The 14,562-nt window shown below is 73.0% G+C and carries 16 protein-coding genes and 1 tRNA gene; 11 read left to right on the plus strand and 6 right to left on the minus strand.

Annotated elements, in window-relative coordinates; all coding sequences use genetic code 11:
• Positions 1–85: 85 nt before the first annotated feature.
• Positions 86–162, plus strand: a tRNA-Thr gene (locus AB0B57_RS11850).
• 35 nt (positions 163–197) lie between these two features.
• On the opposite strand, the gene AB0B57_RS11855 is transcribed toward AB0B57_RS11850, so the two are convergent.
• A complete protein-coding gene (locus AB0B57_RS11855) occupies positions 198–818 on the minus strand; it encodes an ABATE domain-containing protein (protein ID WP_357068067.1) in 621 nt (206 codons plus the stop codon).
• Positions 819–910: 92 nt separating this feature from the next.
• Here AB0B57_RS11855 and AB0B57_RS11860 point away from each other — a divergent pair, with 92 nt between their 5' ends.
• The 4 genes from AB0B57_RS11860 to AB0B57_RS11875 are packed head-to-tail and all read left to right on the plus strand — an operon-like array spanning position 911 to position 3,733.
• On the plus strand, positions 911–2,140 hold the full coding sequence (locus tag AB0B57_RS11860; protein WP_357068069.1) for an MFS transporter: 1,230 nt from the start codon (positions 911–913) through the stop codon (positions 2,138–2,140).
• A 39-nt stretch (positions 2,141–2,179) separates the two neighbouring features.
• A complete protein-coding gene (locus AB0B57_RS11865; protein WP_357068071.1) occupies positions 2,180–2,581 on the plus strand; it encodes an AraC family transcriptional regulator in 402 nt (133 codons plus the stop codon).
• Between the two features lie 35 nt (positions 2,582–2,616).
• Positions 2,617–3,036 carry a VOC family protein gene (locus AB0B57_RS11870; protein WP_357068073.1) on the plus strand — a complete coding sequence of 140 codons (420 nt, stop codon included), beginning with the start codon at positions 2,617–2,619 and terminating at the stop codon, positions 3,034–3,036.
• A gap of 52 nt (positions 3,037–3,088) precedes the next feature.
• Entirely contained in the window at positions 3,089–3,733 is a 645-nt protein-coding gene (locus tag AB0B57_RS11875) for a histidine phosphatase family protein (protein ID WP_357068075.1), read from the plus strand.
• Here the strand turns inward: AB0B57_RS11875 and AB0B57_RS11880 are convergent.
• The gene (locus AB0B57_RS11880) at positions 3,721–4,281 is read right to left on the minus strand and encodes a hypothetical protein (RefSeq protein WP_357068077.1); all 561 of its coding nucleotides are present in this window, start codon (positions 4,279–4,281) and stop codon (positions 3,721–3,723) included. The two genes, AB0B57_RS11875 and AB0B57_RS11880, sit on opposite strands and share 13 nt — an antisense overlap.
• Positions 4,282–4,419: 138 nt before the next feature.
• Here AB0B57_RS11880 and AB0B57_RS11885 point away from each other — a divergent pair, with 138 nt between their 5' ends.
• The 3 genes from AB0B57_RS11885 to AB0B57_RS11895 all read left to right on the plus strand — a co-directional run bounded on the left by AB0B57_RS11885 (position 4,420) and on the right by AB0B57_RS11895 (position 7,501).
• A complete protein-coding gene (locus tag AB0B57_RS11885) occupies positions 4,420–5,187 on the plus strand; it encodes an enoyl-CoA hydratase/isomerase family protein (protein WP_357068079.1) in 768 nt (255 codons plus the stop codon).
• Positions 5,188–5,312: 125 nt separating this feature from the next.
• The gene (locus AB0B57_RS11890) at positions 5,313–5,837 is read left to right on the plus strand and encodes a hypothetical protein (protein ID WP_357068081.1); all 525 of its coding nucleotides are present in this window, start codon (positions 5,313–5,315) and stop codon (positions 5,835–5,837) included.
• Positions 5,838–5,914: 77 nt separating this feature from the next.
• Positions 5,915–7,501: a protein kinase gene (locus AB0B57_RS11895; protein WP_357068083.1), complete on the plus strand. Its 1,587-nt coding sequence runs from the start codon at positions 5,915–5,917 to the stop codon at positions 7,499–7,501.
• A 70-nt stretch (positions 7,502–7,571) separates the two neighbouring features.
• Here AB0B57_RS11895 and AB0B57_RS11900 read toward each other — a convergent pair whose 3' ends face one another.
• The 4 genes from AB0B57_RS11900 to AB0B57_RS11915 all read right to left on the minus strand — a co-directional run bounded on the left by AB0B57_RS11900 (position 7,572) and on the right by AB0B57_RS11915 (position 11,574).
• The gene (locus tag AB0B57_RS11900; RefSeq protein WP_357068085.1) at positions 7,572–8,015 is read right to left on the minus strand and encodes an HNH endonuclease; all 444 of its coding nucleotides are present in this window, start codon (positions 8,013–8,015) and stop codon (positions 7,572–7,574) included.
• A gap of 212 nt (positions 8,016–8,227) precedes the next feature.
• On the minus strand, positions 8,228–9,439 hold the full coding sequence (locus AB0B57_RS11905) for a hypothetical protein (protein ID WP_357068087.1): 1,212 nt from the start codon (positions 9,437–9,439) through the stop codon (positions 8,228–8,230).
• Between the two features lie 67 nt (positions 9,440–9,506).
• On the minus strand, positions 9,507–11,060 hold the full coding sequence (locus AB0B57_RS11910; RefSeq protein ID WP_357068089.1) for an FAD-dependent oxidoreductase: 1,554 nt from the start codon (positions 11,058–11,060) through the stop codon (positions 9,507–9,509).
• A 31-nt stretch (positions 11,061–11,091) separates the two neighbouring features.
• Positions 11,092–11,574, minus strand: coding sequence for an MSMEG_6728 family protein (locus AB0B57_RS11915; RefSeq protein WP_357068091.1), 483 nt, complete (start codon positions 11,572–11,574; stop codon positions 11,092–11,094).
• 95 nt (positions 11,575–11,669) lie between these two features.
• On the opposite strand from AB0B57_RS11915, the gene AB0B57_RS11920 reads away from it, so the two are divergent.
• The 3 genes from AB0B57_RS11920 (at position 11,670) to AB0B57_RS11930 (ending at position 14,525) form a co-directional block, all read left to right on the plus strand.
• Positions 11,670–13,640 carry an NAD-binding protein gene (locus AB0B57_RS11920; protein ID WP_357068093.1) on the plus strand — a complete coding sequence of 657 codons (1,971 nt, stop codon included), beginning with the start codon at positions 11,670–11,672 and terminating at the stop codon, positions 13,638–13,640.
• Positions 13,641–13,716: 76 nt separating this feature from the next.
• A complete protein-coding gene (locus tag AB0B57_RS11925) occupies positions 13,717–14,007 on the plus strand; it encodes a DUF1778 domain-containing protein (protein ID WP_357068095.1) in 291 nt (96 codons plus the stop codon).
• Positions 14,004–14,525, plus strand: a complete 522-nt coding sequence (locus tag AB0B57_RS11930; RefSeq protein ID WP_357068097.1) for a GNAT family N-acetyltransferase — start codon at positions 14,004–14,006, stop codon at positions 14,523–14,525. Before AB0B57_RS11925 ends, AB0B57_RS11930 begins: the two co-directional genes overlap by 4 nt.
• The last annotated feature ends 37 nt before the right edge of the window (positions 14,526–14,562 follow it).

Raw genomic sequence — 14,562 nt, forward strand, 5'->3', positions numbered from 1 at the left:
CGGGATGTTGACGTTTCCCGTGCTGGGGAGGCATCGCGAGCGGGATGTCCGGGACACCACTCGCTATGCTGACCTCGACGCACGCGCCCCTGTAGCTCAGCTGGCCAGAGCACTCGCCTTGTAAGCGAGATGTCGCCGGTTCGATCCCGGCCGGGGGCTCCATATGCACAAGGCTTTCCCGGCTCTGCGGAGCGCGCTCACCGCGGCGCGCGGGTGCGCCGCGCGGCGACGTAGCGGCGCATCTTCTCGGCCGTGCCGCAGTCGTCCATGCTGCACCAGCGGCGGCTGCGGTTCTTGCTCTCGTCGTTGAAGATGAAGCGGCAGCCGCCGCACCCCTTGATCCGGTCCAGTGCACCCGTGGTGAGCAGTTGGACCGCCGCGTGCACCACCGGCCGTAGCGGTCGGGCGAGCGTCCGGTCGTCTCGCCAGACCCACGCGAACGTGCTTCCGCCCGCGAGCTGTGCGTGGGCGAGCGCGTCGGCTTCGTCGTCGCGCAGCCGGGCCAGCGCGGGTGTGCTCGGAGACCGGCCGCCGGCCAGTGGTCGGAACACCTCGTCGAGGTAGTCGCGGGTGCTCAGCGCTCGGGAGAAGGCAGCGCGGGTGCCGTCCGGATCGTTGCGGGACAGCCGGCGTAACGCTGTCGCCTCTGTTTCGGTGAGGGCGCCCGCGTAGACGCCCCAGGCGACCAGCTCCGGATAGCCGGTGAGCACGTCGTCGTCGGAGGGCCCGCTGGGTGGACCGGTGCGGGTGTTGACGAAGTCCAGGGCGAGGTTGCCGCCCACCAGGTGCATCCGCGTGACGTCCTCGACTGTTTCCATCAAAACGAACTTTACCAGTTGACCTGCACCGGGTGCGCCGTTAGTTTGTTACTGGCATAGACGGTTTTGGCGGTAACGATCGGAGGGGTCGGATGAGTCACCGGCGAGCAGTGGGAGCGTTGCTCGGCCTGGCCGGCGGGACCTTCCTCTACACCACCGCCGAGGCGCTGCCGATCGGCCTGCTGCTCCCGATGGCCGCGGACCTCGCCGTCTCGCCGTCGCAGGTGGGCATGCTCGTCACCGCGTACGGCGCGGTGGTCGTCGTCGCGTCGATCCCGTTGACGGCGCTGGCCAGGAGGATCCCGCGCCGACGACTCCTGTCGGCGCTCCTGGCCGGCTTCGTCGTCAGCACCGCGATCACGGTGTTCGCGAGCACGTTCGCGCTGCTGCTGGCGGCCAGGATGGCAACCGCGGCGACGCACGCCCTGTTCTGGGCGGTGGTGGTGCCGGCCGCGGCCGAGCTGTTCCGACCCGGGCTGCGCGGGCGGGTGGTCGCGATCGTCTTCGCCGGTGGCAGCGTCGCCCTGGTCCTGGGAGTGCCGGCGGGCACCTGGTTGGGCGAACGCGCCGGCTGGCGGGTGTCGTTCCTGGCGGTGGCCGGGCTCGGCGCGATCGTGCTCGTCGCGGTGGCCGCGCTCCTGCCGTCGACGCCGCCGGACGAGGGACACGCCGCCCGGGGCGCGACACCCGACGTCCACCGCTTCTGGCTGCTGGTCGCGGTGGCCATCCTGACGACCGCCGGTGCCATCGCCGCGTACACCTATGTCGCGCTGTTCGTCACCGAGGTCAGTGGGTTTTCCGCCTCGTCGGTCGGTGCCATCCTGCTGGCGCGCGGCGTCGCCAGCGTGCTCGGCATCCTCGCCGTCGGAGCGGTGGTGGACCGCAGCCCGTGGCTCGCCCTGGTCGCGACCATCGCGCTGCAGTCGGTGGCACTGCTCGGGCTGTACGCGATCGGCCACCGGCCGGCGGCTGCCGTGGTCCTGCTCGCGCTGGCCGGGCTGGCGTTCGCGGCGTTCACCGCGGTGCTCGGTGGCGTCGTGCTGCAGGTGGCACCCGGCCGTTCCGACCTCGCCGCCGCCACCGTCTCCGCCGCCGTCAACGTCGGCATCACCGGTGGTGCCCTCGTCGCCGGCCTCGCGCTACCGGGCCACGGCGTGCACAGCACGGTGCTGCTCGGTGCCCTGCTCGGCGTCGCCGCTCTGCTGCTGGTCGCCGCCACGACTACCGCGGGTGGGCGGCGCACAGCCGGCACGCGTGCGAACGCTTCGGCGACCCACGGCGCGCACGCGCCACACGACCGGACGGCGAAGTACCCGGCGTAGCCTGGGGCCGGGCAGCGAGCGGGGGCGGGACGGGGGCCGATGAGTCGCGCGGTGGAGGAGTCGAACCGGGCGATGCTGCGTGCGCGGGACGCGATGGACCGGGCGTACGCCGAGGCTCTGGACATCCCCGCGCTGGCCCGGATCGCGCACGTCTCCGAGGCGCACTTCATCCGTACCTTCCGGGCCACGTTCGGCGAGACCCCGCACCGCTACCTGCAACGTCGGCGGGTGGAGCGGGCGATGGCGTTGCTGGTGGAGACCGACCGGGACGTCACCGACATCTGCTACGCCGTGGGGTTCAGCAGCCTGGGTACGTTCAGCCGGACGTTCCGGCAGATCGTCGGCACGTCACCCTCGGACTTCCGGCGTCAACGCGTCGCACCTGTCGACGTGCCGTCGTGCTTCGCCAAAGCCTGGACCCGACCCAGCAGTTTTGGATAAGCAGCAGGTCACGGTCGACCTCTAACGTCATGGGCATGACGATGAACGCGATCAGCCGCTCCCAGATCTACGTCCTCGACCAGGACGAAGCGCTCGACTTCTACGTGCACAAGCTCGGCATGGAGGTCAACACCGACCAGGATCTCGGCTTCATGCGGTGGCTGACGGTGAACCTGCCCGGCGACCCGGAGCGGGAGATCCTGCTGGAGAAGCCGGGCCCGCCGGCACTGGACCCGGCCACCGCCGAGCAGGTCCGCGAGCTGCTCACCAAGGGCGCGCTCGGTGGGTACCTCTTCATGACCACCGACGACGCCCGTAAGACGCACGAGGACCTGGTGGCGAAGGGCGTCGAGATCACCGACGAGCCGACCGAGCGCCCGTACGGGATCGACTTCGGCATCCGGGACCCGTTCGGCAACCGGATCCGCATCGGCCAGATGTTCCCGCGGCACTAGCCGAGCGGACGCGGGTCGAGACCATCTCGTCCGCTGTGTTGCGATGGGCGGCATGGTGACCCGCGTGCTGTACCTGACCCGCCACGCCGAGCAGGATCTGACCGAGCCGGGGGAGCCGGACGCCGGGGAACCGGACACCGGCCTCACCGAGCGCGGTCGGCGGCAGGCCGTCCTGCTCGGCGAACGCCTGCGGGGCCGTCGGTTCGCCGCCGTCCACCACGGGCCGCTGCGCCGGGCCGCGCAGACCGCCGAGCTGGTCGCCACGTCGCTGCCCGACGTTCCGGTGTACGCGACGGAGTTGGCCGGTGACCACCTCCCGCACGACACGGACCCGGCCGACCTGCCCCCGGCGTACGCAAAGTTCCTGGCCCAGTTCACGGCGGCCGAGCGGGTCGACGGGCCGCGGGTGACGGCGGCGGCGGTGCGCCGGTTCGCCGGGCCGGCCGGCGAGGCAGCCATCGGCGACGAGCCGGTGCGCGAGTTGGTCGTGACGCACACCTTCCTGATCGCCTGGCTGGTGCGGCACGCCCTCGACGCGCCGGAGCGGCGCTGGCTGGGCCTGAACCTGCACAACGCGGGGTTGACCGTGATCCGGTACGGCCCGGCCGGCCCGCCGAATCTGGTCGCCGTCAACGACGTGGCGCACCTTCCGCCCGAGCTGCGGGGCACCGGCCTGCCCCCGGACTACCTGGTCTGAGTGCCGGTGGTGCGCAGCAGCAGCTTGACCAGAGCCTGGGTGGCCGGCGGCGGGGGAGCGTCGGCCGGGCAGTCGACGTACCCGGTCTCGGTACCGCCCACCGTGAGCAGGTAGCTGAGCGCGTCCGCGCAGACGGTCGAGCGGATCGGTTGCCGCGCCTCGGCGGCCAGCCGGGGGTCGGCGGCGAGCCCGGTCAGGCGGCCCAGGTCCGCGGGGGTGAGCCGGCCGGTACGCCGACTGCCGGCCCGGTCCACCGCGGCCCACTGACCGTCCGGCTCGACAGTCACGGCGTCGCCTCGGCCGGCGAAGCCGCCGGAGGTGCGCAACGTCACCCGGGTCGGCGCGCCACTGGTCCCGGGGCCGACGGTGGCGACGACGGTCGGCGGCGGGGCGACGGTGCGGGTCGGCGGGGTGGCGACGACGGTCGGGCCGGCAGCGGTGGTGACCGGGGGCGGGAGCGGGGTGGGGGCTCGGTCGACGCCGGTGCAACCGGTCAGGACTGCGGTCAGGAGCGCGATCGTGACGGCGGTCGCCGATGCCTTTCTCATCTCCGTCGGACGCACCACCCGAAGCGTTGGTTCCCCCCACCCGGCCGGCGGCAGTGTGCGCCGTTTCTGGCAATCTTGGCCGTCAGGGTCCCCCGCGGCGGCGTGCGCCGTCGCGTAGGGGACGGGGGAGGGGCGGACGTGTCGGATGCGGAGTTGACGGTCGAGGTGACCGGACCGGTCGCGACGGTGGTGATCCACAACCCGGCCCGGCGCAACGCGATGACCGCCACCATGTGGCGTCAGCTCCCCGAACTGCTCGACCGGCTGGAACCCGACCCCGACGTCCGGGCGTTGGTGCTCACCGGCGCGGGCGAGGCGTTCTGCGCGGGTGCGGACCTGGGTGACCTGGCCGAGCTGTTGGACGCCGGTGACAGCAGCATCGCGGTGGCCGCCGAGGAACGGCTGGCCCGCTTCGCCAAGCCGACGATCGCTGCCATCCGGGGTGCCTGCGTCGGCGGCGGGGCCCAACTCGCGGTCGCCTGCGACCTGCGGATCGCCGCGGACGACGCCCGTTTCGGCGTACCGCCGGCCCGGCTCGGGCTGGTCTATCCGGCGCCGACCACCCGCCGGCTGGCCGGGCTGGTCGGCCCGTCCGCGGCCAAGCACCTGCTGTTCACCGCCGAGCTGATCGACGCGGAGCGCGCCCTGCGGATCGGCCTGGTCGACGAGGTGCTGCCGGGCGATCGGCTCGCCGCGCGGCTGGACGAGCTGACCGCGACGATCGCCCAGCGGTCGCCGCTGAGCGTCGCCGCCGCGAAGGAGATCGTCGACGACCGGGCCGGGCCGGCGCGGATCGCCTGGTGGCACCGGAAGGTGTCGACCACCGGCGAGGCCCGGGAGGGGGTCGCGGCGATGGCCGAGCGGCGTACGCCCCGCTTCGCCTGGCGGCCACCGACCGACGACTGATCGGTTTGCGCGGTCGCGGTCGATGGGTAGTTCCCGCTGCACGCGGTGATCGGGGGACCACTATGGACGCGGCGGCGACGAATCCAGACCGGACCGGGCGTGGTCGACATCGGCTCCGTCTGATTGTGCTCCTGGTGTTGCTGGCCGCCGTGGTCGGCGCACTCGCGGTCGGTGTGGCGATGGGTGGCCAGAACACCGACTTCTTCGACGGTGACCCGCCGCGCTGGGTCAGCAGACTCGGGCTCGTCCTGGTGCTTGCCGGAGTCGTCATCGAGGTGGCCGCAGCCGTCTGGATCGTCGGCACCGGCCGCTACCGGTCGGGACGACAGTCGCCCCTGCTCGGCCTCGGCTGGTCGCACCGTCGCCGGCTGGATCGGCAGGTTCGACGCGACGCACCCGAGGTCGACGAAGACCGGGCTCTGCTCGTGGAGACCGCCGAACAGTTCGTCAAGCAACGCTATCTCGCGGTGCTGTGCTCGGGGCTGCTGATGACGAGCGTCGGTCAGGTCTTCGTGGGGTACGCGCCGTTCCACGCGGTGACCGGCGGGTTGCTGCTGGCGTTCTGGGTGGTGCTGATCGTGTCGATCCTCCGCAACGCCCGCCGGGGCGAGGCATTTCTCGGTAACCACCCGGACTTCCGCGACCGTTAGTCGCACTTCGATACCACTCATCGCGACACCTCGATCCGGGGTGGCCCGCTGCCGGCCGGTACGGCAGGCTGTCCGTCGTGCAGCGTGATCAGTTGCTTGCGGGCCGCTATCGGCTCCTGGAGCGCCTCGGCAGTGGCGGCATGTCGGTGGTGCACCGCGCGTACGACGAGGTGCTCGAACGGGATGTCGCGGTGAAGGTGCTCGTCGCCTCGGACACCTCCGCTCGGCGGCGGATCCGCGCCGAGGCCAAGGCGGCTGCCCGACTGTCGCATCCGCACGTCACAGGCGTGTACGACTATGGTGAGTCGCCGTTGGACGGTTCCCCGGTCCCGTTCGTGGTGATGGAGTTGCTCGGCGGTCTCACTCTCGAACAACGGCTGACGACCGGGCCGTTGCCGCCGCGTGCCGGCTTACGGGTCTGCGCCGAGGTGGCCTCCGCTCTCACGGCCGCGCACGCACAGGGGTTGGTGCACCGCGACATCAAGCCGAGCAACGTGATGCTCACGCCGACCGGCGCGAAGGTGCTCGACTTCGGCATCGCGGCCGTCGCCGGCGAGTCGGAGATCGACTTCGAGGGGCGACTGCTGGGCACTCCGGCCTATCTCGCCCCGGAGCGACTGGAGGCCGGCGAGGTGCTGCCGGCCTGCGACGTGTACGCCCTGGGCCTGCTGCTGCACCGGGTGCTCACCGGTCGGCTGCCGTGGTCGGCCGAGACGCAGACCGGGATGCTCCGCGCGCACACGCACGTCGAGCCGGACCCGCTGCCGGAGATCGACGGCGTGCCGCCCGAGGTCCACCGGCTCTACCGCTGGTGTCTGGCCCGCGACCCCGCCGACCGGCCACCGGCCACCGAAGCGGCCCGCATCCTGCTCACCGCCATGAACGGAGCCACGTCCGAGGAAACGGACGCCACCGCGGCACCGGGAGCAGGCTCAGAGGATACGGGCGTCACCGCGGCACCGGGAGCAGGCTCAGAGAGAACGGGCGTCACTGCGGCACCGGAGGCCGGCTCAGCCGAGCCGACCGACACCGCGACCGCCGACTCGGCCGGGCCGACGAGACGCCTGTCGTGGCGTCGGCGTCGGCGTCTGGCCATCCTGGCGGTCGGCGGCGCGGTGCTCACCGCGATCACGATCGCCGGGTCGCTCGGCGACTTCGGCAATCGTCGACCGGGGGAGACTCCTCCCCCGACCGGCCGGGGCCCGGGCACCACCGCCGTGGGGATGCCGGGCGCCGTGGAGCCGGCCGACGAGATCACGACCGGGCCGTCCGCGGTCCCGCCGGCCCAGGAGACCGCGCCCGCTGCCCGGACCGGCCCCCCGGCCGGTCCGGGCCCGACGGCGACCCCGGCCCCGACAGCGGCCCCGACCGCCACCGCGCCCGGCCCGACGCCGACCACGCTCGGCCAGACCGCGCCGACGCCCACCCTTTCCGCGGACGTGCCCGTGCCGGCGCAAGGGGGGACGATCACCGTCCGCTGCGTGGGTAACTCCGCCGAGGTGCTCGCGGTGGCACCCGCGCCCGGGTTTCGGGCGGAGGCGTACGACCCGGGCCCGGCGAAGCAGATCCGGGTCGAGTTGACCTCCACCGAGCACCGCAGCGAGATCCGGGTGAACTGCCCCAACGGCCGTCCGAACCCGCAGGTGAAGGAACGCGCCGTCTGACCGGGGCCGACGGGTGCCGCGCTCCGGTACGTGCCCGGAACGCGGCCCCCCGTTCCCGTCGGCCGGTCCGTCACCGCCCGGCCAGCGACCCCCAGCCCGGGTTCACCGGCTCCCGGCGCAGCGGCATGCCCGCCTCCGCCGGTGTCCGGTCACCCTTGCGCTGGTTGCAGCCGTAGCAGGCGGCGGTGGTGTTCCGCCAGGTGTTCCGGCCGCCGCGCGAGCGGGGCAGGATGTGGTCGATGGTGGAGGCCGGGCCACCGCAGTACGCGCAGCACCTGTCGTCGCGGCGCAGCACCCCGGAGCGGGACCAGGCCGGCCCGGAGTTGAACCTCCACCGGGTGACCACGTAGCGGACCAGCCGCACCACCCGGGGCATCGGGAAGACCCCGATCACCTGGTCCGGCTCGGCCTCGTGGATCTCGGCGACCCGGCGGCAGAGCATCCGCACGGCGTGTTGGACGGTGACCCGGTGCAGCGGGCCGAGGTCGGCGTTGACGACGAGGACGGCGTCCACCGGGACTCCTTTCACGATGGTGACGGACAGCGAAGAGCCGCCCGGTCCGGCTGGTGGACGGGGCGGCTCGGCGCGTACGGGGACGCGTCAGTCGGGCCGGCCCGCCCGGGGACCTTCCGCTCGGCAACCGTCGCCGGGCAGCGTCGACGGCACGGTGGTGACGTGCGACATCGTCATGTTCTGCTCCCGCGGCGGTGGTTGACCTTGCCCGCTCACGGTAGGTCGGGGTGGGACAGCCGGGCAACGTATTTCGATCGGTCGCCCGGCTCCTCCGGACGGCGCTGACGGCGGGTCCGGGGGGCGACGACCACCGAGCGCCGGGCGGTGGTCAGCGGCCGGTTCAGCCGCAGGGCCATGCGCGCGGTGAGTTCGCTGTCCAGCAGGGGCCGGTTGACCTCGCCGGCGACGGCCAGCGCCGGCCCGGAGACCGACCGCCAGATCGCGGCAAGCCCGGCACCGAGACCCACCAGGGCCACGGTGGCCCGGGTGGTCGGTGAGCCGGCGGCCGCGGCGGCGCTCACGCCGACCACCGCGAAGAGCACCAACAGCAGGGGTACGAGGACGGGCCAGAAGATGCCCCGCGCCGCCTGCGCCACCAACCGTCGATCCCGGATGATCAGGTTGCGGGCGATCACCGCGTAGTCCTCCTCGTCGAGCAGGTCGCGGGGGTGCAGGCCGCCGGTGAGCACGTCCCGCCACAGGTCACCCTGGCCCCGCAGGGCCCGGCTCAGCTCGGCGGGCGCCGGCTCGGCCGGGTCACCGTGGCCGGCCCGGTCCACCGCCGTCGCCCAGGCGGCCAGCGACCGGCGCACCACCGCGGCCGAGTACGGCGGCAGCACGCTGGCCAACTCGTCCAGCCAGCGGCTGATCTGGATCTGCCGACCGCCGAACTGCCGCAGCAACTGGGCGGCGTCGCCGGCCCGGACGGTGTCGGCCACTGATCGACCCAACCGGTAGGCCAGCCCGACCCGGTGGTTGGTGGCCATCGCCCAGCGCAGCACCTCGACGTTGAGGTCGTCCAGGGCGAGCAGCAGCGGCACCGGATCGGCGGGGTCGGGCGGGCCCAGGGCGGGTAGCAGGGCCCGGGCGGCCGACGTGTCGGGCACCGGCCCGGTGTGCCTGGTGAGTTCGGCGATCTGGGCCAGTGCGACGTCCACCCCGTCGAGGTACATGCGCATGCGCCGGTGGGGGGACATCTCGGTGAGGTTGGAGAGCTTGGCCGGCGGTACGGATGGACGGGCCTTGGCGGGTACGGCGAGTTCCGCGTGCTGCCCGTGGTGGTAGGCGTCGGCCATCCACCAGCCCAGGCGCAGTGCGGTGACGATGCAGGCCCGTTCGTCGCGGATCAGTGGGTACGCGTCGTCGTGGCCGATCTCGCTGGTCGGTGGGCGGTTCTCCGCGCCGGCGCGGTGCAGTGGTGACATCCCCCGCTGCCCTCCCGCCCGGTCGATCGACGGTTGATCAACCAAGCGTACGGCAGCGTACCGTTGCTTATGTTGTGTTTTGTCGGTTTGGGGTGCGGCGGCCGGCCAGCAGCCCCCGGGGTCGGACCGAGCGCACCGGCTCCGCCGCGCCGCCCTCGGCGCGCAGGATGTGGTTCGCGGCGATGATGCCCGTCGCCGCGGAGCGTTCCATCAGCGCGCTCGGGAAGTCCGTGGCGATACCGTCGCCGGCCAGGTAGAGGCCGGACGCGTCGGTGCGTACCCCCGGTCGCCAGGCGTGGCTGCCCGGCGTGAACGCCGGCGCCTGCGCCTCCACCCGGGCCCGCAGCTCGCGAACCCGCAGGTCGCCGGCCTCCGGCCAGAGCGTGACAAGCTCGCGGCGCATCCGCTCGGCCAACTCCTCGGCCGGCACCCCCGGCTCGCAGGCGTACGCGTGCAGCTCGATGACCGACCCGCCGGTCTGCCGCGCCCACCGCCGAGACTCGTTCTCCAGCCGGTGGTAGAGCGTCACCGAGTCCAGCGTGGGCTGGCGGGACACGCCGCTGAACACCGCCCGCTCGGCGGCCACGTCCCCGGCACACCAGTACCGGGCCACCGCGTACGGCGGGCCGGGCCGGCCGAAGGCGGGCATCCGGGCCGCCAGCTCCGGTGCCCGCTCGACCAGGTCGGGGGAGGCCGCGACGAGCGCGGCGAGTGCCGGCGGGTCGACGGCCAGCACCACGTGGGCCGCCGGGTGGCTGCCGCCGTCGGTGGTCGTCACCAGCCAGCCCTCGGCGTCCCGGTGCACCCCGGTCGCGGCGCAGCCGGTGAGCACCCGGCCGCCGTGCTTCTCCACGTGCCGGCTCAGTGGCTCCCAGATCGCCGTGGCGTAGTCCTCGTCCGGGCAGTCGAACGCCAGCCCCTCCGGGTTGCCGAGCAGGTAGAAGTGGAACTGGGCGACCATCTCGGCGGCCGACATCTCCGCCTCGTGGTTGAAGAACGAGTGCGAGAAGACCTCGAACAGCATCGCCCGCGCCCGGTCCGGCAACCCCAGCGACGCCAACAGCTCGTCGGCGGTGGTGTCGTCCAACTCGGCGTAGGTGCGGACCGGGTCGTAGGTGAGCAGCGGCAGCGCGGCGTCGCGGTCCATCACCCGCAGGTCGGCCAGGCGCAGGCTGGGGCTGCGCAACAGCAGCGCGAGCAGGTTCGCCGGTGGTGCGGGTGGCAGCCTGCCGAACTCCTCGGTCGGCCACTGGGCACTGAGGATCGGGTAACCCGCAATGGGCTTGAGAAAACCCAGGTCGGGGTCGATGCGGCGGAGGATGGACCGCCAGTTGTAGTACTGCCGGAAGAACGCGTGGAAACCATGCTCGGTCTGCTGGGTGCCGTCGGCAAGCGCCTCCGGCCAGGCGCCCAGTCGACCGCCGAGCGTCGGCGCGGCCTCCAGCACGGTGACCGCGATGCCCCGCTCGGCGAGCACCACCGCCGCCGACATGCCGGCGATGCCGCCACCCACCACAAGCGCCGAGGTCGGTCGCGGCACGCGGTCCGTGCCGCCGCCGCCCGGGTCCACCAGATGCTGCCGTACGCCGATGAGCCGGCCCACCACCTGCGACAGCGCCATGGACACCTACCTCTCTCCGGCCCAGTCTCCCCTACGGAAGGCAGCGGCGCGCGCGGTCGGAGGCGGGCCAGACGTACTCCAGATCCGCTGGGACGTCGTCGCCGAAGAGGGGCCGGTAGTGCGCGGGGTCCTTGCGGACCAGCGACGAGCGGTGGCTCAGGTGCAGGTCGTCGCGGCCCAGCCACGGTGGCAGCTCGCCCACCCGGGCCAGCTCGTCCTGGGTCCGTACGACGCCGGCCCCGCAGGCCGCGGCCAGGTCGACGGTCATCGTGGTGGCGCAGGTGTCGGCCCGCCCCGGCTCGGTCCACACCGCGCACATGTCCAGCCCGTAGCGGGTCAACGCCTCCTCGTACCCGGCCCACATCTGCACCGCCGGGTGGTTGCGCCACCCGTACCCGGGTCGGGTGAGCCCGCGCAGCACCTGGATGGCCTCCACCCGCTGCTTGCCCAGCCGCTTCTGGTCCAGCGTGCGGGCGCTGGCCAGGAAGTCCGGGTACGGGAGGAACGTCTGCATGCGGCTGCACTACCCGTCGCGGGGACCGGCATGCCTGGTCGCGGGATGATCCGGACGGGGTCGCCCACCGTGGCCGTGCTGATTACGATCCGGGCATGGCGGAGCCGTGGCGGGACCGGGCGCGACGGGCGGTCGAGTGGAACTGGCGGCTGCGGTCCGTCGGTGATCCGCGCCCGCACTACGTGATCTGCGGGAAGGACGCGCTCGCCTACTACGTGGCCCGGGCGATGCTCGAATCCGAGCTGCCGGCGGGCGGGGCCCGGGTGACGGTCGTGGTGCCGGAGCGCTACCGCAGCAACGGCCCGGACGTGGCGGGGTTGCGCGGTGTTCGGGTGATCCGCTCGGATCGGCTGGACGTGGCCACCTTCGAGGCCGCCGGCGTGGCCGGGGCGACCGGGTTGGCCCTGCTGCACCAGGACGACGTCGGCAACCTGCACGCCGCGCTCTGCGCGCAGGCCGTGGACCAGCAGGTCCGTCAGGTGCTGCGGATGTTCAACGGCACCCTCGCCGACGGCGTACGCAAACTGATCAAGGCGCCGGTCGAGGTGCTCTCCGACGCCGAGATGGCCGCGCCGGCCTTCGTGGCCGCCGCCCTCGGCGAGGTCGACCCCAGCTCCTTCCAACATCGGGACAAGACGCTCCGGGTGGCGCGGCGGGCCGACGTCCGCCCGCAGGACGTGGTCTGCGCCCTGGCCCACCTCACCGAGGCGCAGGGGGTGGAGCTGCTGCCGGCCGACCAGGCTGGTGCCGACCTGGTGCTCGCCGAGGCGACCGGGCAGCCGCCGGGCACCGAGGTCGCCGCCCGTCGGCTGGTCCGGGCCCGCCGGCGACGCCGCCCGGTCACGGTGCTGCTCGGAGCGCTGCGCGGCTTCGCCACCCGCAAGATCGGTGTCGCGGTGATGCTGGTGCTCGCGGTGATCGCGGTGCTGGGCGCGCTGATCTCCCGCACCGAGGAAGCCTCCCCACTGGAAGCCCTGTACCTGACCCTGGTCACCACGCTCAGCGGCGCCGACCCGGACACCACCAAGTCGGCCGGCGCGCAGATCATGCAGGTGGTGCTCAACCTGGCCGGGTTGGCGCTGATCCCGCTGATCACCGCCGCCGTGGTGGACGGCATCGTCAACGCCCGACTGGCCCTGCACACCGGCCGGTTGCAGCCCGCGCGGGCCGGGCACGTCGTGCTGATCGGCCTGGGCAACGTCGGCACCCGCGTGATGGCGCAGCTCCGCGAGTACGACGTCGAGGTGGTGGCGATCGACAAGGATCCGGAGCCGCGCGGCGGTGCCCTGGCCCGTCAACTGGAGGTGCCGCTGATCGTCGGTGACGCCGCACTGCCGGAGACGCTTGTCGCCGCGTCGGTGGCCGACTGTCAGGCGCTGGTGGTGGCGTCCACCGACGACGTGGCCAACCTGGAGGCGGCGCTCGCCGCTCGGGATCTCCGCGACGACCTGCGGGTGGTGCTCCGACTCTTCGATGGTGACTTCGCCGAACGGGTCGAGGAGACCTTCGCCCTCGGGGTGTCCCGGTCGGTCTCCTACCTGGCCGCGCCGGCCTTCATCGGGGCGCTCACCGAACGAGCGGTGATCACCACGATCCCGGTCGACCGGCACGCGCTGCCGGTCGCCGAGGTGCCGGTCGCCGCCGGCTCCGAGTTGGACGGCCGACCGTTGGACGTGGTCAACCGGGACGGGCAGGTCCGGCTCATCGCCCGGACCCCGGCGGGCGGCACCAGGACGATCTGGTGGAAGGACCTCGACCCCCGGCAGGTGATCTTCGCGGGCGACCGGTTGACGGTGGTCGCCCGTCGGCGCGGCCTGGACTGGCTGACGCACCAGTGCGCCCCGCCGGCCCGCCCGGGCCCGATCCCTCGGCCGGCCGGTGCGGTCCACGGCGGGGTGCACATCCCCGCCGCGGCAACCCCCGCCGGGCTGGGCCCGACAGACTCGGAGGTCGGCGTGGCACATCCCGTTTCTCCCGGCGGAGGTGCTCCCTCGACGTCTACCGACCGCCCAGCGGACGAATTCGAGCTGACTAGCCGGCAGGACGAGGCCGGCGAGGTGAGCTGACGCCGCCTTCGGCCCCCACCAGTCACCACCAAGCGATCTGCCTTGCGGTGGCGTACGTTGTGCGTACACTCGGGGTGTGAGTGCGAAGGCGGAACGGCTACACCTACGGGTGGATGAGCAGCAGAAGGCGTTGTTGGAGGCGGCGAGTCAAGCCGCTGGGGACAGCGTCTCGACGTTCGTGTTGAAGGCGGCGACCGAGGCAGCGGCGGATGTGCTCGCCGACCGACGGGCGTTCCTGCTGGACGAGGACGCCTGGCGAGTCTTCGACGAGGCGTTGCAGGGGCCGGCGCAGGACATCGCCGGGTTGCGGGAGCTGCTGACCGGTCCGACGGTGCTCGACCCGCCGACTGATGGTGGGCCCCGGTGAGTTCCCGCTTCTCGGCGGTCGAGCCGCTGTCGGCCGAGATCGCGGTGACGGGGTTCGAGTGTGGCTCCCGCGCCCAGTCGGTGTGGCTGGTCGAGCATGCCCTGCAGGCCCATCGTGCGGGCCTGTCGCGGGTGTACGTGGTGCGGGACAACGAGCACCCCGACCAGCGGGTGGCTGGCTATTACGCCCTGGCTGCCGGGAGCGTCGCCCCCGCCGACGCGTCGCCCCGGCTGCGGCAGGGTGCCGGCCGTTACCACCAACCGGTGGTGATCCTGACCCGGCTCGGGGTCGACCGCGGCGCCCAGGGCGTCGGGCTGGGTCGGGCGCTAGTGGTCGATGCCCTGCGGCGGATCGCGGCCGCCGGCGAGGTCATCGGCGTGCGGGCGGTGCTCATCCACTGCGAAACCGAAGCCGCCCGGGATTTCTACCAGCGACTGGCGAAGTTCGAGGCGAGCCCCACCGACCCCATGCACCTGTTGCTGCTGATGAAGGATCTCCGCCGCGCGCTCAGCGGCTGATCCTCCTGATCAGCAGGATCGGCGGATCGGTAAGCGG

The sequence above is a fragment of the Micromonospora sp. NPDC049101 genome (assembly GCF_040648675.1).
Taxonomy (GTDB): Bacteria; Actinomycetota; Actinomycetes; order Mycobacteriales; family Micromonosporaceae; genus Micromonospora.

Excerpts from the sequence above, each read along its gene's own strand:
- AB0B57_RS11875 (WP_357068075.1), top strand. The coding sequence starts at position 3,089 with ATGGTGACCCGCGTGCTGTACCTGACCCGCCACGCCGAGCAGGATCTG.
- AB0B57_RS11855 (WP_357068067.1), bottom strand. The coding sequence starts at position 818 with ATGGAAACAGTCGAGGACGTCACGCGGATGCACCTGGTGGGCGGCAAC.
- AB0B57_RS11860 (WP_357068069.1), top strand. The coding sequence starts at position 911 with ATGAGTCACCGGCGAGCAGTGGGAGCGTTGCTCGGCCTGGCCGGCGGG.
- AB0B57_RS11880 (WP_357068077.1), bottom strand. The coding sequence starts at position 4,281 with ATGAGAAAGGCATCGGCGACCGCCGTCACGATCGCGCTCCTGACCGCA.
- AB0B57_RS11905 (WP_357068087.1), bottom strand. The coding sequence starts at position 9,439 with ATGTCACCACTGCACCGCGCCGGCGCGGAGAACCGCCCACCGACCAGC.
- AB0B57_RS11870 (WP_357068073.1), top strand. The coding sequence starts at position 2,617 with ATGACGATGAACGCGATCAGCCGCTCCCAGATCTACGTCCTCGACCAG.
- AB0B57_RS11920 (WP_357068093.1), top strand. The coding sequence starts at position 11,670 with ATGGCGGAGCCGTGGCGGGACCGGGCGCGACGGGCGGTCGAGTGGAAC.
- AB0B57_RS11915 (WP_357068091.1), bottom strand. The coding sequence starts at position 11,574 with ATGCAGACGTTCCTCCCGTACCCGGACTTCCTGGCCAGCGCCCGCACG.
- AB0B57_RS11865 (WP_357068071.1), top strand. The coding sequence starts at position 2,180 with ATGAGTCGCGCGGTGGAGGAGTCGAACCGGGCGATGCTGCGTGCGCGG.
- AB0B57_RS11910 (WP_357068089.1), bottom strand. The coding sequence starts at position 11,060 with ATGGCGCTGTCGCAGGTGGTGGGCCGGCTCATCGGCGTACGGCAGCAT.